Origin of the sequence: Peribacillus sp. TH27 (assembly GCF_016650915.1) — a bacterium.
GTDB classification, from domain to species: Bacteria; Bacillota; Bacilli; order Bacillales; family DSM-1321; genus Peribacillus; species Peribacillus butanolivorans.
Genome location: NZ_JAEKEV010000002.1, coordinates 2,329,438 through 2,354,563, shown reverse-complemented (window position 1 = coordinate 2,354,563; position 25,126 = coordinate 2,329,438). Strand labels below are relative to the sequence as shown.

Genomic DNA, 25,126 nt, shown 5'->3' with positions numbered 1-25,126 from the left:
CCTTTTTCCTGTCTTTTATTCACTTTAACATGCCCTTGTTCTTTTTTCATTTTTAGACATGCTATATATAGAAAAGGTACTCGTAAAGGGGTAAAGTAGGGATGGGGGTGGATTTTATGCCAAACATAACAAAAATAACAACCCAAAAAAAACGTAAAGATCGTTATAACATATTTGTTGATGAAAAATATGCGTTTAGTGTGGACGAAGAAGTTTTATTGAAATTTCACTTGAAAAAGGGTACTGCACTTGATGATCTGCTTCTTGCTGAAATACAATTCCATGATGAAATTCAAAAGGCATTTACGGATGCTCTTAATTATTTATCATACCGCATGCGTTCAGAATCGGAAATTCGCCTTTATTTAAGAAAGAAGGAAATAGAAGAACCGATTATAAAGGAAGCGATACATAAGCTATACAGCTTTAACTATTTAGATGATCTTGAATTTTCCAAGGCTTACGTGCGGACCCATGTAAACGGAGGCAATAAAGGGCCTACTACCCTTAAGATGGAACTGAAGGAAAAAGGAATACAAGAAAAGCTAGTTGTGGAGGCTTTGAAGGAATACCCCTATGATATTCAAATTGAGCATGCGAAAAAGCTTGCGGGAAAATCGGTGAAAAAAGAAAAAAATATCTCGGAACGAGCTTTAAGGCAGAAGCTTGAACAGACATTGACACGAAAAGGTTTTCCAAGAGATGTCATTCTCGAGGCACTTGAGGATGTGACGGTAGAAAAGGATGAAGATGAACAATGGGATTCGCTATGTCATCATGCAGAAAAGACGCAGCGCCGCTATAAAAACTATGAAGGCTTCGAATATGAACAAAAGATGAAGCAGGCATTATACCGAAAAGGTTTTCCAATAGAATTAATTGACCGATATCTTTCCAATTCAGATATGGAATAAGTACATCGATAGCCAAATCGCAAAATTTTGTTTAATATAGAAGTAAATTAATATTTAATTTAAGGAGCCATATATATGAGCGACGTAAGATACAGCAAGTTGTCGGCCTATGAACTACAACAGGAAATTGCAGCGTTAACCGAAAAAGCGAGAAAAGCTGAGCAATTAGGGATGGTTAACGAATTCTCTGTGTTGGAACGCAAAGTAACTATGGCCAAAGCCTATCTGTTAAATCCGGATGATTTTAAAAAAGGTGAAATTTATCAAATTGAAGGCGATCCGGGAGTCTATTTCAAAATTGATTATATGAATGGTGTATTCGCCTGGGGATACCGTTTGGGTGGAAGCGGGAAGGAAGAAGCACTGCCGATTTCGATGTTGAGATAATAAGATTGAAGGAACCGGGAGGACCCGATTCCTTCTGAATATTGTTTCTAATTCGATCGCTCGTTTGATGCTTTCATACGTTCTTGAGGGTGTGTGTTAATGCTGCCATCCGCACGCTTTGAAGCATATCTCGCTTTTGCACGAGGCTCACCTTGAAATTTATTATTGTTTTGGTTGGGGAATCCTTTTTGTTTATTTCGCAAGTTTTTCTCCTCCAAACATCAGAATTAAGAAAACAGCGTTTCCGCTTACTACTAGTATGGGTAAAGAACAGTATAGTTCAGTCTGTAAAAATATTGGCAATGAGGTGGTTCTAATGAATGATTACCATGAAAGATTAACCAAGATCCTGCTTGAGAAAAATGATCACATCACGTATGAGCAAGCTTTAACTTGGGTGGAATTATTATGGGAAGATTTCGAAGCGACCTATGCAAAAGCTGGGCATGAGTATGCTGGCGAAGAAATGACGTCACGTGTTGTCCAGACCTGGATTGATAATTACGGTGAACAATTCCACGAATTCATTGCGAAAAATCCTAAATATAAGCATTTATTAAATCAACAGAATCGACTGCATTAAAAAAGCTGATTCCAGCGGGTTTCCCCTGGAATCAGCCTTTTTTAAATCTGCCTAGACCTACAAAATAATATTCAATTTCTTCTGCAGTTTCGCTTCACTAAAGATCCAACCGGTATACGAATTCAAGATATTTAGGTCGCTGTCTAAATGGACGACTGCTACAAAGGGGTAATACCCATTGCTTCGGTATCTTAAATCAATAAAACGGACTTCGTAATAGTCCTTAATTTGTTCAATTTCAAAGCGGTAAACAGGGGAAAAAGACAGAAAGGCAGCCAAATTGATATCAAGCTTGGCGGCTTCGAGAATTTTGCTTTCAGGCAATGGAATTCGATCAAATGTATCAAGAATCGTCACATAACCATTATCAGCTCTCGCTACATAATAATGCTTTTCGGTAATCACGGCTATTTTCCAGCGATGAAAACGCATGGTTGGTGATAAAATAATTTTTCTTGCTCCCGGAATTTGCTGCTTAACAGCTCTTTTAATGAAAGCCTGTTCCCTGAACCTAGAGATATAATAGATCACGAGTATCCCGTAAATGGAGAGAAATAAATAGCCGGGAGGAAATCCATACCCCCACAATATCAAGCCGGCAACATGGATTCCAAAAATGAACGGGTCAAATGTATTGATGACCCCTAGAGCTACCCAATTGGAAGAAATAGGCCTTAGCGCCTGTGTTCCATAGGCATTAAAGATATCGACAAAAACATGAAGAAATACGGCTAAAAAGGTCCAAAGCCAAAGATGAAGGTAATTTGCTTCAGGTATGAAGGCGAAAAGTGCACCGCTGATAATCAAGGGCCAAAGTAATACAGCGGGAATCGAATGTGTAATTCCACGGTGATTTCGTATATATACAGCGTTATTTCGTAATTTTAAAACGGTGTCAATGTCAGGAGCTTGTGATCCTAATATCGTACCTGCAATGACTGCACTTGCAGTAACTGGACTTTGCGCAATAACAGGATCTAATGTGGCAAGTCCTCCAAGAGCAATTCCCATGACAAAGTGAGTACCTGTATCCAAAAGTCTAACCTCCCTGCCACAATTTGAAAAAAAGATCTTCCTTAATCATACCGTATTTATATATTATCCATCAAATGAATATATTTTTGACTTATTTTTGTGACCTATTACAATAAAATAAATATGAACATGATAAAAAAAAAGAATGCCTACTATTATGTATTCCCATTTTTAATAAAAGTGTAACATCTTTGGAGGAACTGAAGTGAAAGAAATAAATATCCCAACAATAGAAAAAATAAATATCGAGGCGTTTCAAAAAGATTTAGTTTCCTGGTTTCTCGAAGAACAAAGAGAATTGCCATGGAGGGAAAGCAAGGATCCGTACCGTGTTTGGGTTTCAGAAATTATGCTTCAGCAAACGCGAGTGGATACGGTCATTCCTTATTTTAACCGGTTTATAGACTGGTTTCCGACACTTGAGGATTTTGCCAATGCCGATGAAGAAAAAATATTAAAAGCATGGGAAGGACTCGGTTACTATTCGCGGGTCAGGAACCTGCATAGTGCTGTTCAAGAGGTAAAGGCGTCATATAATGGTGTTGTACCAGACAGTCCCGAGGAAATTTCTAAGTTAAAAGGTGTTGGTCCTTACACAGCTGGAGCGATTCTGAGCATAGCCTATGGCAAGCCGGAGCCTGCTGTGGATGGGAACGTCATGCGTGTACTATCAAGGATATTAATGATTTATGAAGATATTGCAAAGCCAAAGACGCGAAAGACATTTGAAGCTGCTGTTCGTAAGCTGATTGATCACAACCATACATCTGCTTTCAATCAGGCCTTAATGGAACTGGGGGCTTTAATATGCACACCTGGTAAGCCTGCCTGTCTGCTGTGCCCAGTTCAAAGTCACTGTCTTGCCTTTGAGGCAGGGGTTCAGTCAGAACTGCCGGTGAAAATCCAAAAGAAAAAAACGCGTGATGTACCAATTGTGGCTGTGCTATTAACGAATGAAAAAGGTGAATTTTTAATTCACAAGCGAGCATCTGAAGGATTGCTAGCAAACCTTTGGGAATATCCAAACTTCGAAAACCATACATCCCTTCAGCATAAACGGGAATTCTTTGAAAGTCGATTTCAAGAAATGTACGGTGTAAAACCGGAGATTACAGATCCGCTTGTGAAAATTGAACATGTTTTTTCACACCTTGTCTGGAAAGTGGATACGTATACTGGAACGGTCAAAGAAAAAATTAGTGAAGCGACGTTATTAGAGAATCAGCTGAAGTGGGTGAGTAAAACGGAGATGGAGGAGTTCGCGTTTCCGGTTTCACACCAAAAAATGATGAAGGCTTATAACGATAAAGAGGGTATCAATTAAGTTATCGTTTTTTTTATACCCTCCATACAACCAATTTAAATAGAACAAGCAGTGCGTTCCGGATAAGATAGTACATTGTTTTTATGGTAATATAAGGATATGGAGGGGGCATATAAATGAAGGTAGTTTTTCAAGCATTTATTGGTTCAATAATTCTTCATGTGTTTTATTTTGTTAGTACGATGATAGTCGGATCTATAAAAACAAGCCAATATAAACCAGGAATTGAAAACGCATGGGGTCAAGCGGAGACACTTCAAAATGAAGTAGTCTTTGGTAAAGTTATTTCCCCTTCTGTTTACTTGTTATCACTTGTAGGTGTAGCTCTGATTTGCGGAATTATTATATTTTCCTATAAAAAAATCTTTACGGAGAGATAGCTCAATAAATATGAAAAGCCAGCAATGGTTCCTCTCAATAGTTTATACTCAAAAAGAGGATATCCGCTAAGATACCCTCTTCTTTTTCGCTCAATTTTCAATTGTATAAAGTTAAATTAATCGTAGCTTGTTTCTGTTCCATGGGTGTAATTGGCTTCTTGTCTGTTAATTCCGCCTCTATTTTCAATTTCTTTGACGATTTCGGTATGGATACTCTGTCCTTCTTGGTTTAAATAAGGTACCATTTGTTGAAGGGAGTGATGAAAATAGGCAAGTTCACTATTTTCCCAATCCGATTTTTTCATCATCGACAACTCTGTCATATCACGTCCAACATACATAAAAAGTAACACTCCTTTTTTAAAGTGATGGGTGTTTACTCAGAAAGGATGAATAAACAAATGGAACAAAAAGTAGCGCTCGTTACAGGAAGCAGTAAAGGTCTAGGAAGAAGCACAGCATTAAGACTTGCAGAGGAAGGATACGACCTCGTTATTAATTATGCCCGGAGCAAGTCAAAAGCATTAGAGGTAGCTGCTGAAATTGAAGCATTGGGTCGTAAAGCCCTTGTAGTAAAAGCGAATGTCGGTGACGTTGCGAAAGTGAAAAGCATGTTTGAGGAAATCGATGCGTATTATGGACGTTTGGATATCTTCATCAATAATGCTGCATCAGGTGTGCAGCGCCCGTTAATGGAGCTTGAAGAAACCCATTGGAACTGGACAATGGATATCAATACAAAAGCCCTCCTTTTCTGTGCCCAGGAAGCGGCGAAATTGATGGAAAGAAATGGTGGAGGTAAAATTGTAAGTATCAGTTCACTTGGTTCCATCCGCTATTTGAAAAATTACACAGCTGTCGGAGTATCGAAAGCGGCGCTTGAAGCACTGACAAGATATTTAGCTGTTGAACTGGCTTCAATGAATATTTGTGTCAATGCCGTTTCAGGCGGTGTGATTGATACGGATGCGCTAAAATCTTTCCCGAATCGGGATGAAATGCTTGCTGAAGCAGCTGAACAGACTCCGGCTGGACGGATGGTTGAGGTAGAAGATATGGTGAGCACCATCCTATTCTTAATTTCCGATGGAGCAAGTATGATTCGCGGACAAACCTTAATTGTTGATGGAGGCATCTCTTTGCTTGTTTAATATAACTGGTAAAATTTAAATGTTTTTAGCCGGATAACACTCCATAATATTGGTTATCTTATTATTTGTGGAGGTGATATTAATGGCTAACAACAATAAATCAAAAGCAGGTACTAACGCCCAACAAGTGAGACAACAAAATGCGCAATCTCAGCAAGGTCAAGGTCAAGGCCAATACGGTACTGAGTTTGCAAGTGAAACAAACGTTCAACAAGTGAAACAACAAAACATGCAATCTCAGCAAAATAAAGGCCAAGGTCAAGGTCAAGGTCAAGGTCAATACGGAACTGAGTTTGCAAGTGAGACAAATGTTCAAGAAGTGAAAAAACAAAACCAAAAATCTCAAAGCAATAAAAGCCAAGGCTAATTGCTGATACGAAAAGGCATCCTTCTTTTGAAGGGTGTCTTTTTATTTTTTTCCCTTCTTTTGTATTCGACAAATGTTTCTTTACGTTTACATTTTATGTCAAAGGAGATATCAGATAAAAATAGAATATACATACTATAGAAAAAATACAGATTAGGATGGTGCAATCATGGAGCAATTTAATCAGCTTATAAACAATCAGTTGAAAACGATGGAAAAGCTTTTACTTTTACAATCTGAAATCGAAAGATGCCAAGATATAGAGAAGCAACTCCTTGATCTGCAAGAGGAGAGTGAAGCAGTTACCATTCAGGAAGAGATTCAACTTAAGAAGCAAGAATTGAAATGTATCCATGATATGTTCGAGAGGCAAACAGAAGAGGTCATTCGTTATTTTCAGCAAGGACAGGCTGCAGTACAATAAATAATTGGCTAATTTCTAAGTAGAAATGAGTGGAAGGTCAGATTTTTTTGGCTTTTTTTCACATTTTTACTGGGGGATTAGCCACTTTTGTTTTAAATTTATGAATAAATCGCTATAATATAGGAATATAGGGTAAATGGAAAAAAGTATATATATTAAATACACACAACAACTGCAAACGGAATAGGGCACAGTACGCTGAAAGGGTGTCTATAGAAAGTAGGGAGAGATAAATGGGGATTGTTCCTGCCGAAGGAGGAAAAATCCAAATTCATAGCTATAAACATAATGGACATATCCATCGTATCTGGGAAGAGACAACCGTTTTAAAAGGAACCCAAAATCTGGTGATAGCGGCAAATGACCGTACTATGGTGACGGAATCAGATGGAAGGACATGGATTACAAGAGAGCCGGCGATTTGCTATTTTCATTCAAAGTATTGGTTTAATGTTATTGGTATGTTGAGAGAGGACGGGGTTTATTACTATTGCAACATCAGTTCTCCGTTCACATGCGACCCAGGAGCATTGAAATACATTGATTATGACCTGGACATCAAAGTATTCCCAGATATGACGTTTAATTTGCTGGATGAGGATGAATATGAAAGGCATCGGAAAGAGATGAATTATCCTGATGCTATCGATCAAATATTAAAACAGAACGTAGATTATTTAATTTATATGATACGCCAGCGAAAAGGACCATTCTCCGCAGAATTTATTGATAGTTGGTATGAACGCTTTTTAACTTATCGATAATAGTAAAAAGGCCTGCTGCTTATCTAGCAGGCTTTTTTTCTATTGTGTATTCCCCAGTACTCTAACAAATCAATGCGACAGATTATACATGTTATTCATCTTATTTTTCTAGAAGTAAGCCCTATTCCTTTAACTGTTGCGGTTTTAAAGTTAAACTTACGAGATGCTGAAATGATTCCCGTTTATAGAAAGCCTCTGAATAATATGTTGTTGAAAAGAATATTTTGGAACTATTCATAAAATATTTGGAAGAGAACGTGAATATGTGAAAGACTAATGATAGCTTAATTTTCTAAAAGGAAAATAAAACTGAAAGTGTATCTTCTGGAATCTTTTACTCGATATTATACAGTATAAACTAATACTAGAGCATTACTATCTTAAATCTTCTTCAAAATTATTTGGAGAAATGGAGGAATCCCGTGGAGAGCATTAAGAGATATTTACAATTTGTTAAGCCGTATAAATGGCAGATTATCGGGACGGTATTGATTGGGCTGTTAAAATTCGCGATTCCACTGTTGATTCCCTTGCTTAGTAAATATATTGTGGATGACATCATCAATAGTGATCTGTCTACTGATATGAAATCCGAACGCCTTTTATGGGCTATGGGAATCATGCTTTTTATCTTTGTAGCGGTAAGACCGCCCATCGAGTATTACCGGCAGTATTTTGCTCAATGGACAGGAACAAAAATCTTATATGATATCCGTAATGATTTATTTACCCATGTACAAAAACTAAGTTTTAAATATTATTCCAACACAAGAGTGGGCGAGGTCATCTCAAGGATGATCACGGATGTGGAACAAACTAAGAACTTTGTTATCACCGGTTTGATGAATCTCTGGCTAGATATCGCTACAATTATTATTGTGATAGTGGTTATGTTCACGATGGGCGTAAAGCTAACCATTGTATCCATCATTATGTTGCCATTTTATGCTTTTTCAATCAAACACTTTTTTGGAAAGCTCAGAACCTATACAAGGGTTAGGTCTCAAGCGTTGGCGGATGTGCAGAGTCATCTTCATGAACGTGTTTCAGGCATGTCGGTTATTAAAAGCTTTGCGATTGAAGATCGTGAGCAGGAACTGTTTGCGAAGCAGAATAAAAATTTCCTGGATAAGGCACTGAAACATACGAGTTGGAATGCTAAGTCATTTGCTGTCGTCAATACAATTACAGATATTGCACCCTTACTAGTGATTGGCTTTGCGGGTTATCAAGTCATCAATGAGCAGTTGACGCTAGGTACTATGGTAGCCTTCGTCGGTTTCATAGACAGGCTTTATAATCCTCTCAGACGATTAGTTAACTCTTCGACGACAATGACACAAACATTGGCGTCTATGGACCGGGTTTTTGAATTTGTGGATGAGAAATATGATATAGATGATGAACCGGGTTCAAAAGAGCTGAAGCAGGTAGAAGGCCGAATTACGTTTCAGGATGTGTCATTTGCTTATGATGAGAAAGAGGCACCTGTTTTAAAACATATCAACCTGGATGTGAAACCGGGTGAAACCATTGCACTTGTTGGAATGAGTGGCGGAGGGAAATCCTCAATCGTTAGTTTAATTTCACGTTTCTATGATGTAACAGAGGGAAGCGTATTACTAGATGGAACGGATATCCGGAAATATCAAGTCCGCAGCCTAAGAGATAAAATCGGAATGGTGCTTCAGGATAATATCTTATTTAGTGAATCAGTTAAGGCAAATATCCTAATGGGACGGCCTGAGGCAAGTGATGAAGAAGTATTTGCAGCAGCAAAAGCAGCAAATGCTCATGACTTCATTACGTCTTTAAAAGACGGTTACGAAACTAAAGTGGGTGAGCGGGGCGTGAAATTATCCGGGGGGCAAAAGCAACGGGTTGCCATTGCGAGGGTATTTTTGAAAAACCCGCCTATCCTTGTTCTGGATGAAGCAACATCCGCCTTGGATTTAGAGAGTGAACATTACATCCAAGAAGCGCTTGATATATTAGCGAAAAAACGGACCACGATCATTGTAGCACACCGCTTATCAACCATTACCCATGCCGATCGGATTGTTCATATTGATAATGGGGAAATTACCGAAATCGGAACACATGAGGAACTAATGAAAAAACAAGCGCATTACTATAACCTATTTCAAGTTCAACAATTGGATGCTTAAGAAAAATAGCATATAGGAAATCCTTGTATATATTACGGATTCACTACAGAAGGAATTTTAAATAAAAGAGCAGATCATTTCGCAGTAGTGCAATGGTCTCTTTTTTATTTAAAAACTATCACAATAAGTGTAAAGCTCCCAAATTGTTAAAGTCGTTCATGATGTAATTTGCATACTAAAAGAGCATCGGTAATCGATGCTCTTTATTGTTGAATTTTCAGCTGTTTTAAATGTGAAAAGTAAAACAAAAAAGTAATTTAGCCTGCAATACTTCCAGTTAAAAGAACCTGCTATATTCATTAGGATACTCTTTTTTCGTGCGAAGTCCTTTTACTATTAGGAAGAAATCTAGTGAGATGCTTTATCCCCTCAGGTAATGCAATTCCGATAATAATCAAGAACATTCCGAACCACTGCAGGGATGTAACTTGTTCATCTAGGAAGATAACCGAAACGACCATCGCGGAGGGCAATTCTGCCGCACAAAGAATCGTGCCAAGCCCGACACCAACTTTCGGCATACTGACAGCAAAGAAAAAGAAAGGAACAAGGACACCCAACGTGCCAAGCAGTAGACCATAATACCATAGGTTTGTTTGAACCAGATTTGTTACAAGTGTGATAGGGTTAGTAGTGAATACAGCAGTCAGCATCGCCCCTGTTGCAATGAAAAACAACCGCTTCATGGAAGATTCTCCAACGGCGAACTGAGAGTTACAATACATATAAAGAGCAAAAAGTAACGCCGATAAAAGGCCAAACAATACTCCTTTAAAACTAAGTGCAGAGAGAGGCTGGCCAAAAATTGCTCCAGCTAATAACGTACCGATAAATAGAACGAAAATGGCAATGAGTTTATTTTTATCCGGACGTCTTTTATTTAGAAAGCTTTCGATTAGGACGCCGATCCAGGTAAACTGAAATAAAAATACCACGGCTATCGAAGCTGGAAGCTCTGATACTGAGACGGCATATGCCTTCCCGACAAAAGTGGACATCATCCCTGTGAATAAAAGTAATCCGGCACTTTTCCATGAAACTTTATATTTAAACGAAAAAAGAAATAAAACAGAGACAATCAGCCAGCCGACCAGGTATTGACTTCCGACTAATTCTCCGGAAGAATGGCCGTCCATGAATCCAAACTTAATCATAGTGGATAATGTACCGTATGAGATAGAGCCGATTAAAACCATTATGGAATACTTCAATAGTTGCATAATTTTTCACCCCTATAAAAATAAAAATCGCCACCTGCCTAAAGGGCAAGTGACGAACGAAAAAAGGAAATCCTTTTAAAATTCCGTCTCTCAACAAAAGCTGAGTTTAAAAATGATGGTGTTGCATTACCTTAGCTTAAAGTCTCTGTGAATAATTGTCAACCAGAAAAAAAAGTAAAGTAAACTCGTCGATGGGTAAGCTTAAGGCGACAACAGCCCTTTAGATTCCCTTATACTCTGAATTATAAAATAAGATCCCCACATGGTCTAACGCCAATGTGAGGATCTTATTTTATTTGCCATTTTGCTGAATATCCTCTAACGTGCCGCGATATTCTTCATCCTTCATTTTGCGAACGGTTGGATTGTTTTCTTCAGATGAATCATCGTTTGAGTGCTGTTGACTGTGAAGATTAGAAAGCACCAAACGATAATCATCATCCTTCATTTTCAGTTCATCCCTGTCCTTTTGGACAATGATTTCGGTACTAAGGTCAATTTCTGGGGAAAAAGCGGGCTCTTCTAAAGAGTGCTCTTCCTCAACGACCGGCTTCTCATCAGGGGATAACGCTTTGATATTAAAAGTAATTAAACCCGTAACCGCTAAAATGGCAACGATAATAATTAGAATTATGCCCATTGAATCAAGCCTCCTAGAGCTCGTTTATGAATGATCGGGTGACATGGGCTACCCGTTTTCCTAATGCTTCTCCAAGCTGGAAGTCCTTTGTGGTGATGCTGTCATCTACGCCGGGTGGACAGCTGATTCCCACACCATAATAAGACCCGTATAATGCGTTTTCAGGAACAGTACCAGGTAAACCAACAATGATCATCCCCTGATGAAGCATCGGAGTAATCAAGTTCAGCATCGTAGCCTCCAGCCCGCCATGTAAGGTAGCCGTTGTACAGAATACAGCCCCGACTTTATTGATTAGTTTACCTTCCGCCCATAGATAGCCTAGTTTATCAATCCAGGTTTTCAGACTCGAACTGATGGTTCCGAAATGTCCGGGACAGCCCCAAATGATGGCGTCCATTTCTGGAAGCTTATATACATCCGCCTCGTTTACATGATCAATTAGAACTTCAGCTCCAGGAACCATAGCGGCTCCATGAGCGATTGCTTCGGCAAGTGCCTTCGTGTGGTTGCCTTCACTGTCGTATATAACATAGATCTTCATTCTTATCCCCCTATTTGGTTAAACTGATTTTTTTACTGGTGAAGGCAATAAAGGTACATCGATTTTCTCTTGTTTAGTTTGTTTAAATGTTTTGTCCTTCCGTACGTCACGCAAAAACAGTGAGAGAACAATGCCGACAACTGCAAAGCCTGTTGCCCAAAAGAAAGCATCATTGATTCCCATTACGTTTGCTTGACCCTGGATTTGGGTGGAAATCAGTGACATTGCGGTTTCCTGTGCCTGTTCGCTAGTTTGATTCATGGAACTCATGATGGATTGAACCATTGATTGGAAATTTTGCACAAAACCAGGGTCACTACCACTCATATCCGTTCCTAAAGTGATGCCATGAAAAGAAGCACGAGTTGTATAAATGGTCGTAACAAAGCTTGTTCCGATGGCCCCGGTTACTTGTTTCACCGTATTGCTCATCGCAGTACCATGTGTATTCAGATGCTTTGGAAGCTGATTCATCCCAGCTGTCATAATTGTCATCATCAGTAAAGACATTCCAAGAGAACGAATGGCATAGAAGATAACCAAAGTCGAATAGGTCGTCTCTGTAGTCAGGTTTGCGAATTCAAAGGTTGTGATTGCTGTAATAATCAAACCAACAAGTGCTAATGGACGAGGTCCGACTTTGTCAAATAAAGCTCCCGAAATAGGAGACATCACCATCATCACAAGTGCTCCCGGTAACATCAATAAACCAGATTGAACAGGTGTGAATCCCCTTAGCGTTTGTAAATAAATCGGCAACAAGAAAATACCGGTAAACATCGCCACCGTCACGATAGCTGAAATAATATTTGATAAAACGAACATATCGTACTTAAACACACGGAAATCGAGCATCGGTGTATCCGATTGTAGCTGCTGAACTACAAATAGGGTAAGAAGGAGAAGCCCAACGATGATGGTTCCTAGAACGATAGCGTCTAACCAGCCTTTTGAACCTGCTTCACTGACACCGTATAGTAGGGATGCTACACCTATCAGAGATAAGGATGCACCTAATATATCCAATTTGATTTTCTTGGGTTCTGCCACATTGCGCATATTTAAAAAGGCTAGTGTCATGATAATTATGCCAAATGGCACCATTGCATAGAACATGACTCTCCAGCTATATTCCTGTATGACCCAACCAGATAAAGTTGGACCGATGGCAGGGGCAAACATGATAGCGAGCCCAAAGATTCCCATTCCTTTCCCACGCATTTCTGGAGGGAAGATAAAAAGGATGATCGTCATGACTAATGGCTGTAATATCCCGCCACCAGCTGCCTGAATTAACCGGCCGGTAAGAATAACAGGGAAATTTGGTGCAATACCACAGATAAGAGTTCCGACTGTGAATAAAAACATGGCAGCGAGGAATAAGACGCGCGTGCCAAAACGCTCAATTAAAAAAGCGGACAAAGGAATCAATGCCCCATTGACGAGCATGAAACCAGTGGATAACCATTGAATCGTAGTTGCTGCGACATTAAATTCAGCCATCATTCTCGGCATCGCGACACTTAGCAAGGTTTGATTCAAGATGACCATGAACAAGCCAAGCATTAAGATGATTAACATGGGAGCATATTGTTTCATTCCTTTGTTTTCATTTACTGAGATTGTTTGAGGAGCCATTTAAGCCAACCTCCTTTCTGTAAACCTGAGTTGGCAAGATTATTTTGTTGATATCTTCACTTCGGCGTTCATGCCTGGTAATACTTTATCAGAAGGAGCCTTAATGGAAATTGTAACTGGAACCTTTTGAGTGACTTTTGTATAGTTTCCGCTACTATTTTGGTTACCCATCACTGAAAAGACTGATGTGGTTGCGTAACCGATTTGTTCTAATGTACCCTCGAAAACCGTATCGGGATCTCCATCGATGATAATATCGACGCTATCACCCTTTTCAATGTTTTTCAGTTTATTTTCTTCAATATTAGCTGTTATCGATAGTTCTTCCATATTAATGGTCTGTGCAAGAGTTTGACCTGCTTGGACAAGTTGATCCTCTAATACCTGTGTTTTAACAACTGTACCTGGAGCTGAAGTTTTTACAGTTTGGTCACCTTCTACCGTTGCTACTTTAGCCACTTTATTGTCTTTACTGACAATGTCGCCTTCTTTTAGGTCCCAATCTGTTAGTTTTCCAGAAGCAGGAGCTACGATCGTATATAAATCTCCTGTAACTTTTGCTTCATCTGTTTTGATGAAATTCGTGCTTTCATAATAGTAATAAGCCCCTCCGCCTACAACTGCCAAAATAACCACTAATCCAATGACATTGATTAAAATTAAACGTCCTTTATTCACGTGTTTTTCGCCTCCAAGAATTTTTGATAATGATTCAATTGAATTGCTCTAAAAAATTGTCACACGATTTGTTGCAGGTCCTTCTATAAAAAACTGACGTGACCTAATTAACACCTGCCTTCTATGTTTATAACATATTGGTTAAGTTTAATAAATATTAATTTTTATAAGTATTAATATTATCAAATAAAAAGTTTACCAGTTTACTTAATTTTTGTCATGTAATATATTCGGAGTTACTTATGGTAAATAAATCCTAATGGAAAAATTGAGGGGAAGAGTCTGCGGCTTTACGGATAAAAGATGAGTAGATTTGACAATACTTTATCATTTATTTAAATTTAAGGTAGGATTGTCCTATATAAGGAGTGAGAAGGCTGGATTTTAAATGGGAAGTAACCAATAGTGTAGAAATGCAGATTTTTCGAATCAGGAAGAAACTTCGGAACATCGTTGTCAAAAATCTTCAGCCTTATGGATTGACGTCGCCTCAATTTTTCATATTGATGATATTAAAGCGAGAAGGATCAATTAAATCAACTCAACTGGCTGACTTTTTGACGGTGAAGCCGAGTGCGATTACTGTTTTTGTAGATAAATTGGTCGAAATGGATTATGTGAAACGGCAGCCTTCAGAAAAGGACCGCAGAGTCATTAACCTTGAATTAAAAAAGGGCGGGGAAGAAATTTTGGGTAAAGTCCTTGCGGAGCATAACCAATTAATGGGTAAGAATTTTAACACATTCTCAGAGGATGAGATGCAGGATTTATTAATGAAATTGGATAGGCTTGAAAAGGCAGCAGATCAACACCTTTTGGAAGATTGAATAGAAGTACAATAAATAGAAAAACGAAAAAAGACGGTTCCGAGGAACCGTCTTTTTAATTAATCTTCTTCATATTGGACAGAGATTTCATTGTCATCCTTATGGAAGGACTGGAAGCTGACAATCAACTTTTCAAGATGCTCCAATTGTTCGTCATACTCTATGACGGCTGAAATCAACGGTACAAGGCGGGCAGAAAGATGGCCCAAGTTATCATGCATTTCGTCCACTTGATTTTGCTGTTCAAAAAAGTGGGCAAGAAGCTCTTTACGACTTAAGCAATCCTGATCCCAATCTTCAATTTCCTCAATCGCTTTAATTTTTTCGATATGCAGTAATATCAGCTGTTCATGCTTACGAATTAGGGAATCAAGCTGCTGCAAGATACTCCGTTGGAAATCTTCAGGCATTTGATAAAGTTCATTCTCGAATTTATGAATTCTCTTCAAAGTTTCAAACGCCTTTTTTGTGGTGATAATCATTTGCCGATATACAACAAGCTTCCTGGCTTTAGCAACACTGTTCTTTTTGAAATATTCACGTTCCTCTTTGTACATGGAATAGATATGTTCTAGATCAAGTAACTCTTCTTTTAATCTGCTGATGTCTTTTTTCAATAATGTGTGTTCAGTAGCATGTCTTGTGCTAATTCGAATCCATTTTAAAATATCTTCCGTCACATCTGTTATGCGTGTATAAAGCTTTGCTTCATACTTAGGTGGGAGAAAAACAAGATTGACGATAAAAGATGAGACAATCCCCAGTAAAACAGATGAGAGACGAATAAAGGCAAAGTTTAGAAATTCACCTTGCTGACTTTCCATAATGGCAATAACCGTCACGATAGAAAGTACAATCGTTTTATCCATTTTTAATTTTAAATTGATGGTTATGACGACCATCACGGCTAGGCCGATTATAAAAATGTCATTTCCGAATATCAATACGAAGGAAACAGCTACCAACGCCCCGATTATATTTCCTTGTACTTGTTCCAATACCGTTTGATAAGAACGATAAATGGTCGGCTGTATTGCAAAAATTGCAGCAATCCCAGAAAGAACAGGAGCAGGAAGATTAAGTAGTTCCGAAAGATAAAGAGCTAAAACAATCGCTATTCCTGTTTTGAGAATGCGGGCACCAAACTTCATATATAGGTTAATCCTTTCTTTGTAATGTAATAGGTTTTTATAACAAAGGCTCTAGTTATATATAGACTATTGCTTAAAGTTGTATTCTAACTTATTTGTTAGTACTTTACACTAAAATAAGAGGAAGTAAACAAAAAGTAATATACAGGAATTCCCTAAAAGTTACAATGGGTAATTTTAAGTCTAATGTATAAAGAAAATAGAGGCAATTTATCATACGTGTAATTACCTCATATGTCTTTCTCTTCAGGCAGTGTAAATAGAAGAATACTATTGGAAAAAGCTGATGCTCAAAATAAAGAGCATCAGCTTTTTCGATAATATTAAGACTTAAGCTGCCAAGTATCTTTCAAGTGAGAACTTTTTATTACTCAGTGGATACAGCTGGATCCGCTTGTTCTTTAACAGGAACAACTTGAAGGAAATGTTTACTAGGGTGTTGAAGCAAAGTCTCTAGAGAAGTTGCTTCTTCTGTTTGGCCTTGATCTTTTAACAGAGACACGTATTTTCCAAGAAGTTCAGTCACGTCTTGAAGACCTTTTTTAGAAAGCGCCTCAATTGAAATTTTCGCTCCTTTTGCAACCCGCTTTTGAATAACTTCTTTCGTTAATCCAGCTTCAGGTTGTTGACGTAAATAAACGACACCGCCGGTCATCCCTGCACAGATCCATGGACCCGGATCACCTAGAACCAATCCTCTTCCATTTGTCATATATTCAAAAGCAAATCCCTTAATATTGGAAGTTACCGCAATATTTCCAGTTTCCTTTGCTGGAATGGGTTGCTTCAGCAGTCCGCCAATAATCATATCTGCTCCGGAAAGCCGGATTCCTGCCCTGGCATCGGCATCGCCTTGGGCAATAAGGAGACCGTGCTGTGCGCCATATCCGAAGCCTTTACCGACTGATCCATTATAAAACTTTCCATCTTTCCCGGGAGATTTAAAAATGGCGATATTTCCACCAATCGATGTTTTACCAATTCCATCCTGGGCGCCGCCATTTACGCTAATCGAGATTCCTTCGGTATTGTATGCCCCAAGTCCATTACCTGGAATCGAGCCATCCTGATAGGATAGGTGAACAGGAGGAAGTTTTTTGTATGATCCATCGAGTCTGCCTCGGACCCGGTGGCAGGATACCCGGCTACCGAGTACACGCTGCTCGGATGTGATCGAGCTATAGCTGCGGGATTGCTGCAGTTCTTCCACATGTGAATCCAGGTATTCTGCACCTACAGCAACCTGCATGGAACCCTCGTTCAAATAAGTCGCTTTTTCTTTATTAGAGAATGGCGTTATATCCAGGTTTTTTAATAAATATGTTAAATCCAGTGTTTGTTGACCTTTAACTTGCTGAAGCAAATCAGAGCGACCAACAATATCTTGAAGATTCTTCACACCAAGAGATCCGGTCAGTGCTTTAAGTTCTTTGGCAAACGCAGTGAACATATTCGTTAATCCTTGAACCGCTAAATCAAATTTTCGAGGAACAAAGCGGCGTAGCCCATGTTCTTTTGCTTGGGCTTCCGATTCGATTTGAGTGGCGATTCCAACATGGCATGTATCAAGATGACAGCCACGGCACGTTGTACAGCCAACTGCAATCATCGAAAGGGTTCCAAAGCCGACACGGTTTGCCCCAAGCAACATCAATTTTAATATATCCATCGAGCTTTTTAACCCGCCATCAGCCCAAATTTCAATGTTTTGACGAATCCCGGATTCAAGGAGCGCGTTATGGGCCGCCTTCACACCTATCTCAACTGGAAGACCAACATGTTCGAGGGCATGAATCCGAGCTGCACCTGTTCCGCCATCAAAACCAGAAAGCGTGATAATATCGGCGCCAGCTTTGGCGACACCGACTGCAATCGTACCAATGTTTGGAACAACTGGTACCTTAACGGCGACTTTGGCTTTGTCGTTTGCCGTTTTTAACTCATGAATCATTTGCGCCAAATCTTCAATAGAGTAAATATCATGGTTATTGGAAGGGGAGATTAAGTCAGAACCAATGGTTGCATTCCGGGCTTCCGCAATTTTCGCGGTAACCTTCGAGCCGGGAAGATGTCCGCCCTCACCAGGTTTTGCCCCCTGCCCAATTTTAATTTCTAATAGATTAGAAGAGTTTAAGAGCTCTGCGTTGACACCGAAACGGCCGGAAGCAATCTGCTGTCCGCGGGATTTCGGGTACTTGCCCAGCATATCCTTAATTTCTCCACCCTCACCATTCATACTAATCATACCTAACCGTTCGGCAGCCTCTGCGTACGCCCGGAAAGCTATCTCATTTTGAGATCCAAAGGACATAGAGGCAATGACAAATGGCAGCTCCTGTTCGCCGATAGAAAGACTGACTTCTTCGGATGGGACAGATGAATCGGAAGCTTTTAAGGATGTTAAATGACGAATCGTTGTCGGATTGGACTCTTCTTGTTCAGTAATTTTTTCGCGATAAGCGTCATAGTCACCGGTTGAAGCAACTTCTCCAATCGATTTCCAAATCCTTGGGAATAAATGAAAGGTTTTACCCATCCGTTCTTTTTCATTATTGTAATCTACCGCACGCTGTATGGCGTCGGCTTTTATTTTGTCAAAGTTATAGTCTAAATCATTTGAACCAAAGAAGTTAGCGATATTTAAATAATTGGCAATTTCCTCATGCAAGCCGATGCTTGAGAAAAGTCGTCCATAGCCGCGTAGTTCATGAATGCCGATGGTGGAGATAACTTTCTCGAGTCCTTTTGTCAATGAGTTATATAGATTGGTAACACCCTTAAGATCATCAGAAGATAAGGATAGGAACATGAAATACGGACTGATTAAGTTGGCTCCAAGTCCATAAGAAACAATGATATCATGCAGGGATCTTAGTGATGCAGAACGTAAAAGAATGGAACAATCCCTACGTTTGCCTGTATTGACTAATGCTTGATCGACTGCTGAAGTGACAAGGTGTGGATCAAGCCAAAGATTTCCGTTTTGATGGGCGAGGGCATCATCCAAAACGAGCAGAGTTTTTCCTTCATCGATTGCGTTAACCGCTTCATCGGTAATTCTGGTTAATGCATCCGGAATACTTTCATCCTCTGTAAAAGTGCTCGAAATAAAATGTACTAGTTTTTGATCTTGATTATATTTAACGAATTGATCGTAGCTAGGCTGCGAAACAATAGAAGAGCATTCATAACCTGTTAATCCTTCAATTAGTAAAGGAGTTAGAAGCTCCGTAACTTTCCCCGCCTTTTTTGCTTCAAATAAAGAAGGTCGATTCCCAATGATGGTTCTTGTTGAGAAGTGCTCGGTTTCCCGATCCCGGTCGATCGCTGGGTTGGTTACAACGGCGACACTTTCCTTAATGAAATCTGCAATATTTGTCCGCTGAGGATTGAGGGCGGCCAGTGGTGCATCGTGACCTAGTGAACGAATAGGTTCAGCTCCTTTTTCGGCCATCTGTTCGACTAATTGAACATGCTCTCTTTCCCAGCCAAAGGCTTTATATTGGCCGTTATGAATGGCTTGTGTGTTTGTCATGGAGACCACTTTTTCAAAAAACTGTGGCTGTAAGCGAACTAGATCATTGTAAAGAACAAAACGATTATTGAAAAGTTCAAACACCTTATCCTGGAAATCTTTGTAGTTGTACAATTCAATAGAATCACCGTTCCATTTCAAGCCGACTTTTTCCCCTGGACCCAATGGTCTTGGATCTCCTGTATATTCATTAGAAGAAATGATACCTGGTTCAGAAGTGAACATATAGGATGTTTCCGTTTCAATATTCCAAAGTGGACGCAAGCCTAAAGAGTCGACAGAGAAAACTGCTTCGTCGCCAAAACGAGAGATAATTCCAGCAGGACCCTGTGCAAAATGTCCCCATGCTTCTCGTAAATACGTATATAAGTTTTGTAAGTGTTCAGGATATTCCTTGATTTCATTAATAATTGGAGGGAAAACAAGATCGATTGCCTCAAACAAAGAGTAGCCATGACGACAGATAAATGTTTCAATTGTTTTGTTTAAATCCTGGGAGTCACTCCCGTCTTTTGCGATTGGAACCCCAATCATTTTTGCTTCATCACGCAATTTGGCAATAGTATTGATTTCGCCGTTATGTCCAAGCACACTGAAGGGCTGGACCCTGAAAAAGCTTGATAGAGTATTAGTTGAAAAACGATTGTGTCCTAGGGTCATAGTGGAAGCGGCTAAAGGGTCAGCAAGATCATGGTAATAGGCAGGAAGCGTATCTCCGGCCCCCATTACTTTGTAGACCGCATGATACTGGCTTAGAGAAGCAACATGGATAAAATCACTTTTTTCGATGTCGGAAGTTAGTTCAAAAAGAGCATTGGAAAGCTCCTGGTGGTTTTCGATTGTGGATGAACAGGCAAATTGCCAGAACACTGGGTCTTCTTGAATGGCAATCGGCCCTAATGCTTCAGAACGGTATGCTTTATCTGTTTCGAAGATCAAGGAAAGCCCGTGTTGAAGGAGTTTCTCTTTGACTTCGATTTTCAAATCATTTGCTTCTGTTTTATTGCTTAAAAATAAGTGGCCGACTATGAAGGCATCTTGATCGACGATGCTGGAATCGATATTTTCCGCTTCAAGCTTCTTTTTCCAGAGAGCCCTAGGAATATCAATATGAATACCGGCGCCATCTCCTTCACCATTAATAAAGCCGCAGCGATGGTTCATTTTAACCAAAGCGTCGATACAGGCAAAGATATTTTCGTTGGTTGGGATTTTCTTTTTTTCAATGCAGGAAACAATTCCGCAGGCATCATGTTCTTCTCTGTAAAATTCTTTGAATGAAGCAGGTGTCCATTGTTGAGTCATATGTTTGGCGTGAATAAGGTTTTCCCTTATTTTCTGCCTTTCACCTCCTGTAGCATTTGATTTAACGAGGATAATATTAGTAAACTTAAACAAACGTTTAAGTTATTAATTGATTGAAAGAAATTGTATATAAATGTATTGATATCATATCATTTAAATATTCAGAAATCAATTTTTTATACAATAGATTGGATGAGAGGATGAGTGTCAATTTTATGAAAAAATGATTTAAAGGCCAATTTCAATGATTTATTTAAAGGAAATAAGAAACCTCCAAGAATGATGTGCATCTTGGAGGTGTATAAAAATTGCATAATTATGCTTTTTTATTTCTTATATTAGGTTTTTGAATGCATGTTCAACCGCTTTTAGAGTATAAGCGATATCATCATCTGTGTGAGCTATTGTCAAGAACCAAGCTTCATATTTTGACGGTGCCAAATTGATGCCTTGGTGAAGCATAAGCTTGAAAAACTTACCGAACATTTCGCCATCCGTGTTTTCTGCCTGCTCATAATTTTCAATTTTTTCTGTTGTGAAGTAGATAGTTAAAGCCCCTTTAAGGCGATTAGTAGTGATAGGGACATTATATTGGCGAGCTGCTTTTAGGATACCTTCTTCGAGGATTTTTCCTAAGCGATCAAGCTTATCGTATAGACCTTCTTCTTTTAGAACTTCTAAGCATGCAATCCCAGAAAGCATGGAAGCTGGATTACCTGCCATCGTTCCTGCTTGGTAGGCAGGTCCGAGCGGTGCTACAGTTTCCATGATTTCTTTTTTACCGCCATAAGCGCCGATTGGAAGGCCTCCACCGATTATTTTTCCAAGGGCAGTCAGGTCAGGCTGAATTCCCAAAAGGTCCTGTGCTCCACCGTACATAAAACGGAAAGCGGTGATAACTTCATCAAAAATAACGAGTGAACCGGCTTCATGAGATAGAGAGATGACTTCTTCTAAGAAGCCTGGGTTTGGCTCGACGATTCCAAAGTTGCCGACAATCGGCTCGACTAGGACACCAGCAATCTCATTGCCCCATTTGTTAAGCGCTTCTTTAAATGGCTCGATATCATTGAAAGGCACCGTGATGACTTCTTGTGCAATACTTTTCGGAACACCAGCAGAGTCCGGTGTTCCAAGCGTGGACGGACCTGAACCTGCAGCTACGAGAACAAGGTCGGAGTGACCATGGTAACAGCCGGCAAACTTGATGATTTTGTCGCGTCCAGTATAAGCGCGGGCCACACGGATGGTGGACATAACAGATTCAGTACCTGAATTGGTGAAGCGGACTTTATCTAGGGATGGAATCGCTTCTTTCAGCATTTTGGCGAACTTGACTTCGTGTTTGGTGGGCGTACCGTATAAAACACCTGTTTCAGCTGCTTTTGTAATCGCCTCTGTTATATGGGGGTGGGCGTGGCCAGTGATGATCGGCCCGTATGCCGCTAGATAATCGATATACTTGTTGCCATCGACGTCCCAGAAGTAAGCTCCCTTGGCATGATCCATGGCTACCGGTGAACCGCCGCCTACGGCTTTATAAGAACGAGAAGGGCTGTTGACCCCGCCGACAATATGCTCCAATGCTTCTTTATGTAAAAGCTCTGAATTACTAAAATCCAATCTAAAAACCTCCTAAAAATACAATCATAATCCCCTTAATCATAGCACTTTTCTGGCCAGAAATCTGGGGTGAAAGGTTGGGAAATAGGGTCTGGCCCCTAATAAAAACGCTGAAACCCTAGAAACAGCAGGCTTCTTCGCATTTTATTTTGTTTGGGAAATAGGGTCTGACCCCAAAACTTCAGTTATAAAGGATAGGATGTTCAGGATGGTGATAGGGTTTTCGATGTCAAAGCTTTGGCGTTTGATTTCACCTTGGGCTTGGTAGAAGATAAGGTGGCCGGTTTCTTTTTCTTCATTAATATGCAAGTGGAAGCTTAAGGGGGTGTTTTCAATCGATCCGGAGGAATCCCTTTGAACAACTTGGCATAATATTTCATCGTATTCATCTTCGTAAAGGAAATCATATCGAAGATCGATAACGACCTTTTCGATTTGGGATAGTAATAATTGTTTAATATTCATAGCATACTTGTCTCCTTTATATATGTATCTCATGCAACGCCAAAATTTGCCCTGAAAATAGTCCTTTGCATCTAGGCATTTTTATTGTCTAAAAAGCTGAGGTTGGATAAACTAATTCATTAGGACAAGAGATTACGGAGGAAATAATAGAATGAGTGATGCAATTCAAGTGAAACAGCTGCGGAAGGAATTTAAGTCGGTATCAAGCCGATCTGGTTTAAAAGGGGCCTTTCGCGATTTACTTACAAGAAATTATAAAATTGTTCCTGCTGTTAACGATATTAATTTTACTGTAAAAAAGGGTGAGATGGTAGCTTATATCGGGGAAAATGGTGCAGGGAAATCGACAACGATTAAAATGCTGACAGGTATTTTAGAGCCAACAGCGGGTGAAATTACGGTAAATGGCATGAATCCACATAAAGAACGGGAAAAGTTCACGCAGACAATCGGGGTTGTATTTGGTCAGCGCTCCCAGCTGTGGTGGGATATCGCAGTCCAAGAATCCTTCCGGTTGCTGAAAAAAGTCTACAAAGTATCAGATGAACAATATAACGACCATATGGAACATGTGATCAAGACGCTCGATATCGGCCCTTTGCTCGACAAACCGGTGCGTAAACTTTCACTTGGTCAGCGGATGCGCTGTGAGCTTGCTGCAGCACTGATTCACAATCCACCGCTGCTGTTCTTAGATGAGCCGACGATTGGACTTGATGTGCTCGTGAAAATGAAAATTCGCGAGTTTTTGAAAGAAATCAATAAAAAATATAACACGACAATCCTTTTGACTACCCATGACTTAGGAGACATAGAGGCTTTGTGTGAGCGCGTAATCATGCTTGATGAAGGCCAGATTATTTATGATGGGGAACTGCAGAGTTTGAAAGATAATTGGGCGGAGGAAAAACAGGTTCACTTTCAATTTATTGAGCCAGTTGAGTTACACGAATTGCAATCCTTACCGCTGCCGTTTACCGCGAACTGGGTATACGATGAAAAACATCAAACTTACATGGCTATGATGAAAGAGGAAAGCGATCATATTTCACAGCTTGTTTCTGCGGTCGTATCACATTTTAAAATTAAGGACGTCAAAATTCATGAAACCTCTATCGAAGAGATTGTTCGTAATATTTATGAAGAAGGCACGGTCTGACTCTCGTACCATTAAGAAACAACGTGTCTGACAAGAAGGGAGAGGACCATGGGGAAATATCTTGCTATGATTCGCATGCGTTTTTTGATGATGCTTGCGTATCGAACGGATTATTATACCGGTATTTTAATTTATAGCATCAATATTGGTGCTTATTATTTCTTATGGAATGCGATATATGGGGATAAAAGCTCCATCGAAGGACTTTCAAGTATGCAGATGACAACCTATGTAGCGGTTGCCTGGATGGCGCGTGCTTTTTATTTTAATAATATTGACCGTGAAATTGCTAATGAAATAAAAGACGGCAAAGTTGCCATCGAAATGATTCGACCTTATAACTACTTAGGCATGAAGACGATGCAAGGACTGGGAGAGGGAATATTCCGTTTCTTCTTCTTTTCCATTCCAGGTATGCTGCTGGTAGCTTTTATTTTTCCTATCGAATTGCCACATGAACCGGCAACGTGGGGAATATTCGGCATTTCCTTGCTGTTCAGTTTCATCATTAATACACAAATTAACTTATTAACGGGAATCACTACATTTTTCTTATATAACAACGCAGGGTTGATCCGGGCAAAAAGAGTCATCATTGATTTATTTTCCGGGCTGTTACTACCAATCAGTTTTTACCCAATATGGGCGCAAGAAGTAATGAAGTATTTGCCCTTTCAAGGGATCAGCTATGTACCAAGTATGATTTTCACAAATGGTTATAGCTCAGGCGATATCGGCATGGCCTTATTACAGCAATTTATTTGGGTCATCATTCTCATAATACCAATTCAGCTTTTATGGATAGTCGCAAAAAAACAGCTGATTATTCAAGGAGGTTGATGAG

25 protein-coding genes are annotated in these 25,126 nt (G+C 39.6%); 13 read left to right on the top strand and 12 right to left on the bottom strand.

Annotated features, from left to right (window positions below):
- Positions 1 to 116 precede the first annotated feature (116 nt).
- Together recX and JFU24_RS12860 are read left to right on the top strand one after the other, a co-directional pair.
- A complete protein-coding gene (gene recX / locus JFU24_RS12865; RefSeq protein ID WP_201222133.1) occupies positions 117 to 914 on the top strand; it encodes a recombination regulator RecX in 798 nt (265 codons plus the stop codon).
- Positions 915 to 989: 75 nt separating this feature from the next.
- Entirely contained in the window at positions 990 to 1,301 is a 312-nt protein-coding gene (locus JFU24_RS12860; RefSeq protein WP_053344476.1) for a YfhH family protein, read from the top strand.
- A gap of 47 nt (positions 1,302 to 1,348) precedes the next feature.
- Here the strand turns inward: JFU24_RS12860 and JFU24_RS12855 are convergent, their stop codons facing one another.
- The gene (locus tag JFU24_RS12855; RefSeq protein WP_034305387.1) at positions 1,349 to 1,504 is read right to left on the bottom strand and encodes a small, acid-soluble spore protein K; all 156 of its coding nucleotides are present in this window, start codon (positions 1,502 to 1,504) and stop codon (positions 1,349 to 1,351) included.
- 113 nt (positions 1,505 to 1,617) lie between these two features.
- Between JFU24_RS12855 and JFU24_RS12850 the strand changes: the two genes are divergently transcribed.
- Positions 1,618 to 1,884, top strand: coding sequence for a YfhJ family protein (locus tag JFU24_RS12850; protein WP_053344478.1), 267 nt, complete (start codon positions 1,618 to 1,620; stop codon positions 1,882 to 1,884).
- A gap of 57 nt (positions 1,885 to 1,941) precedes the next feature.
- Here JFU24_RS12850 and JFU24_RS12845 read toward each other — a convergent pair whose 3' ends face one another.
- The gene (locus JFU24_RS12845; RefSeq protein ID WP_053344479.1) at positions 1,942 to 2,919 is read right to left on the bottom strand and encodes a metal-dependent hydrolase; all 978 of its coding nucleotides are present in this window, start codon (positions 2,917 to 2,919) and stop codon (positions 1,942 to 1,944) included.
- Positions 2,920 to 3,124: 205 nt separating this feature from the next.
- On the opposite strand from JFU24_RS12845, the gene mutY reads away from it, so the two are divergent.
- Positions 3,125 to 4,243, top strand: a complete 1,119-nt coding sequence (mutY, locus tag JFU24_RS12840; protein ID WP_201222130.1) for an A/G-specific adenine glycosylase — start codon at positions 3,125 to 3,127, stop codon at positions 4,241 to 4,243.
- A 116-nt stretch (positions 4,244 to 4,359) separates the two neighbouring features.
- Positions 4,360 to 4,623 (top strand): hypothetical protein, encoded by a 264-nt coding sequence (locus JFU24_RS12835; protein ID WP_201182820.1) that lies wholly within the window; start codon positions 4,360 to 4,362, stop codon positions 4,621 to 4,623.
- 116 nt (positions 4,624 to 4,739) lie between these two features.
- On the opposite strand, the gene JFU24_RS12830 is transcribed toward JFU24_RS12835, so the two are convergent.
- Positions 4,740 to 4,964 (bottom strand): hypothetical protein, encoded by a 225-nt coding sequence (locus JFU24_RS12830; protein WP_053344482.1) that lies wholly within the window; start codon positions 4,962 to 4,964, stop codon positions 4,740 to 4,742.
- Positions 4,965 to 5,024: 60 nt separating this feature from the next.
- Between JFU24_RS12830 and fabL the strand changes: the two genes are divergently transcribed.
- The 5 genes from fabL to JFU24_RS12805 all read left to right on the top strand — a co-directional run bounded on the left by fabL (position 5,025) and on the right by JFU24_RS12805 (position 9,497).
- Positions 5,025 to 5,774, top strand: coding sequence for an enoyl-[acyl-carrier-protein] reductase FabL (gene fabL / locus JFU24_RS12825; RefSeq protein WP_201182818.1), 750 nt, complete (start codon positions 5,025 to 5,027; stop codon positions 5,772 to 5,774).
- An 82-nt stretch (positions 5,775 to 5,856) separates the two neighbouring features.
- Complete coding sequence (locus tag JFU24_RS12820; protein WP_201250027.1) at positions 5,857 to 6,141, top strand: gamma-type small acid-soluble spore protein; 285 nt, start codon at positions 5,857 to 5,859, stop codon at positions 6,139 to 6,141.
- A 169-nt stretch (positions 6,142 to 6,310) separates the two neighbouring features.
- Positions 6,311 to 6,565 (top strand): YgaB family protein, encoded by a 255-nt coding sequence (locus tag JFU24_RS12815; protein ID WP_053344485.1) that lies wholly within the window; start codon positions 6,311 to 6,313, stop codon positions 6,563 to 6,565.
- A 233-nt stretch (positions 6,566 to 6,798) separates the two neighbouring features.
- A complete protein-coding gene (gene ntdP, locus JFU24_RS12810) occupies positions 6,799 to 7,329 on the top strand; it encodes a nucleoside tri-diphosphate phosphatase (RefSeq protein ID WP_201182812.1) in 531 nt (176 codons plus the stop codon).
- Positions 7,330 to 7,751: 422 nt separating this feature from the next.
- Positions 7,752 to 9,497: an ABC transporter transmembrane domain-containing protein gene (locus JFU24_RS12805; RefSeq protein ID WP_201250026.1), complete on the top strand. Its 1,746-nt coding sequence runs from the start codon at positions 7,752 to 7,754 to the stop codon at positions 9,495 to 9,497.
- Positions 9,498 to 9,796: 299 nt separating this feature from the next.
- On the opposite strand, the gene JFU24_RS12800 is transcribed toward JFU24_RS12805, so the two are convergent.
- From JFU24_RS12800 to JFU24_RS12780, 5 genes are all read right to left on the bottom strand, one after another.
- Positions 9,797 to 10,717 (bottom strand): EamA family transporter, encoded by a 921-nt coding sequence (locus JFU24_RS12800; protein WP_201222126.1) that lies wholly within the window; start codon positions 10,715 to 10,717, stop codon positions 9,797 to 9,799.
- Positions 10,718 to 11,009: 292 nt separating this feature from the next.
- Positions 11,010 to 11,357 (bottom strand): hypothetical protein, encoded by a 348-nt coding sequence (locus JFU24_RS12795; RefSeq protein WP_201222124.1) that lies wholly within the window; start codon positions 11,355 to 11,357, stop codon positions 11,010 to 11,012.
- A 13-nt stretch (positions 11,358 to 11,370) separates the two neighbouring features.
- Entirely contained in the window at positions 11,371 to 11,901 is a 531-nt protein-coding gene (locus JFU24_RS12790; protein ID WP_053344490.1) for an NAD(P)H-dependent oxidoreductase, read from the bottom strand.
- An 18-nt stretch (positions 11,902 to 11,919) separates the two neighbouring features.
- A complete protein-coding gene (locus JFU24_RS12785) occupies positions 11,920 to 13,524 on the bottom strand; it encodes a DHA2 family efflux MFS transporter permease subunit (protein WP_446728178.1) in 1,605 nt (534 codons plus the stop codon).
- 54 nt (positions 13,525 to 13,578) lie between these two features.
- Positions 13,579 to 14,217 carry an HlyD family efflux transporter periplasmic adaptor subunit gene (locus JFU24_RS12780; protein WP_201182799.1) on the bottom strand — a complete coding sequence of 213 codons (639 nt, stop codon included), beginning with the start codon at positions 14,215 to 14,217 and terminating at the stop codon, positions 13,579 to 13,581.
- A gap of 368 nt (positions 14,218 to 14,585) precedes the next feature.
- Between JFU24_RS12780 and JFU24_RS12775 the strand changes: the two genes are divergently transcribed.
- The gene (locus JFU24_RS12775; RefSeq protein ID WP_157443849.1) at positions 14,586 to 15,044 is read left to right on the top strand and encodes a MarR family winged helix-turn-helix transcriptional regulator; all 459 of its coding nucleotides are present in this window, start codon (positions 14,586 to 14,588) and stop codon (positions 15,042 to 15,044) included.
- Between the two features lie 59 nt (positions 15,045 to 15,103).
- On the opposite strand, the gene JFU24_RS12770 is transcribed toward JFU24_RS12775, so the two are convergent.
- The 4 genes from JFU24_RS12770 to JFU24_RS12755 all read right to left on the bottom strand — a co-directional run bounded on the left by JFU24_RS12770 (position 15,104) and on the right by JFU24_RS12755 (position 23,123).
- Positions 15,104 to 16,195, bottom strand: a complete 1,092-nt coding sequence (locus tag JFU24_RS12770; RefSeq protein WP_053344494.1) for an FUSC family protein — start codon at positions 16,193 to 16,195, stop codon at positions 15,104 to 15,106.
- 367 nt (positions 16,196 to 16,562) lie between these two features.
- Complete coding sequence (locus JFU24_RS12765; RefSeq protein WP_201222120.1) at positions 16,563 to 21,035, bottom strand: glutamate synthase-related protein; 4,473 nt, start codon at positions 21,033 to 21,035, stop codon at positions 16,563 to 16,565.
- A gap of 333 nt (positions 21,036 to 21,368) precedes the next feature.
- Positions 21,369 to 22,658, bottom strand: a complete 1,290-nt coding sequence (locus JFU24_RS12760; RefSeq protein ID WP_201250025.1) for a glutamate-1-semialdehyde 2,1-aminomutase — start codon at positions 22,656 to 22,658, stop codon at positions 21,369 to 21,371.
- Positions 22,659 to 22,802: 144 nt separating this feature from the next.
- On the bottom strand, positions 22,803 to 23,123 hold the full coding sequence (locus JFU24_RS12755; protein ID WP_201250024.1) for a hypothetical protein: 321 nt from the start codon (positions 23,121 to 23,123) through the stop codon (positions 22,803 to 22,805).
- Positions 23,124 to 23,274: 151 nt separating this feature from the next.
- Between JFU24_RS12755 and JFU24_RS12750 the strand changes: the two genes are divergently transcribed.
- Positions 23,275 to 24,282, top strand: a complete 1,008-nt coding sequence (locus tag JFU24_RS12750; RefSeq protein WP_053344498.1) for an ABC transporter ATP-binding protein — start codon at positions 23,275 to 23,277, stop codon at positions 24,280 to 24,282.
- 48 nt (positions 24,283 to 24,330) lie between these two features.
- Positions 24,331 to 25,122 carry an ABC transporter permease gene (locus tag JFU24_RS12745; protein ID WP_056522169.1) on the top strand — a complete coding sequence of 264 codons (792 nt, stop codon included), beginning with the start codon at positions 24,331 to 24,333 and terminating at the stop codon, positions 25,120 to 25,122.
- The last annotated feature ends 4 nt before the right edge of the window (positions 25,123 to 25,126 follow it).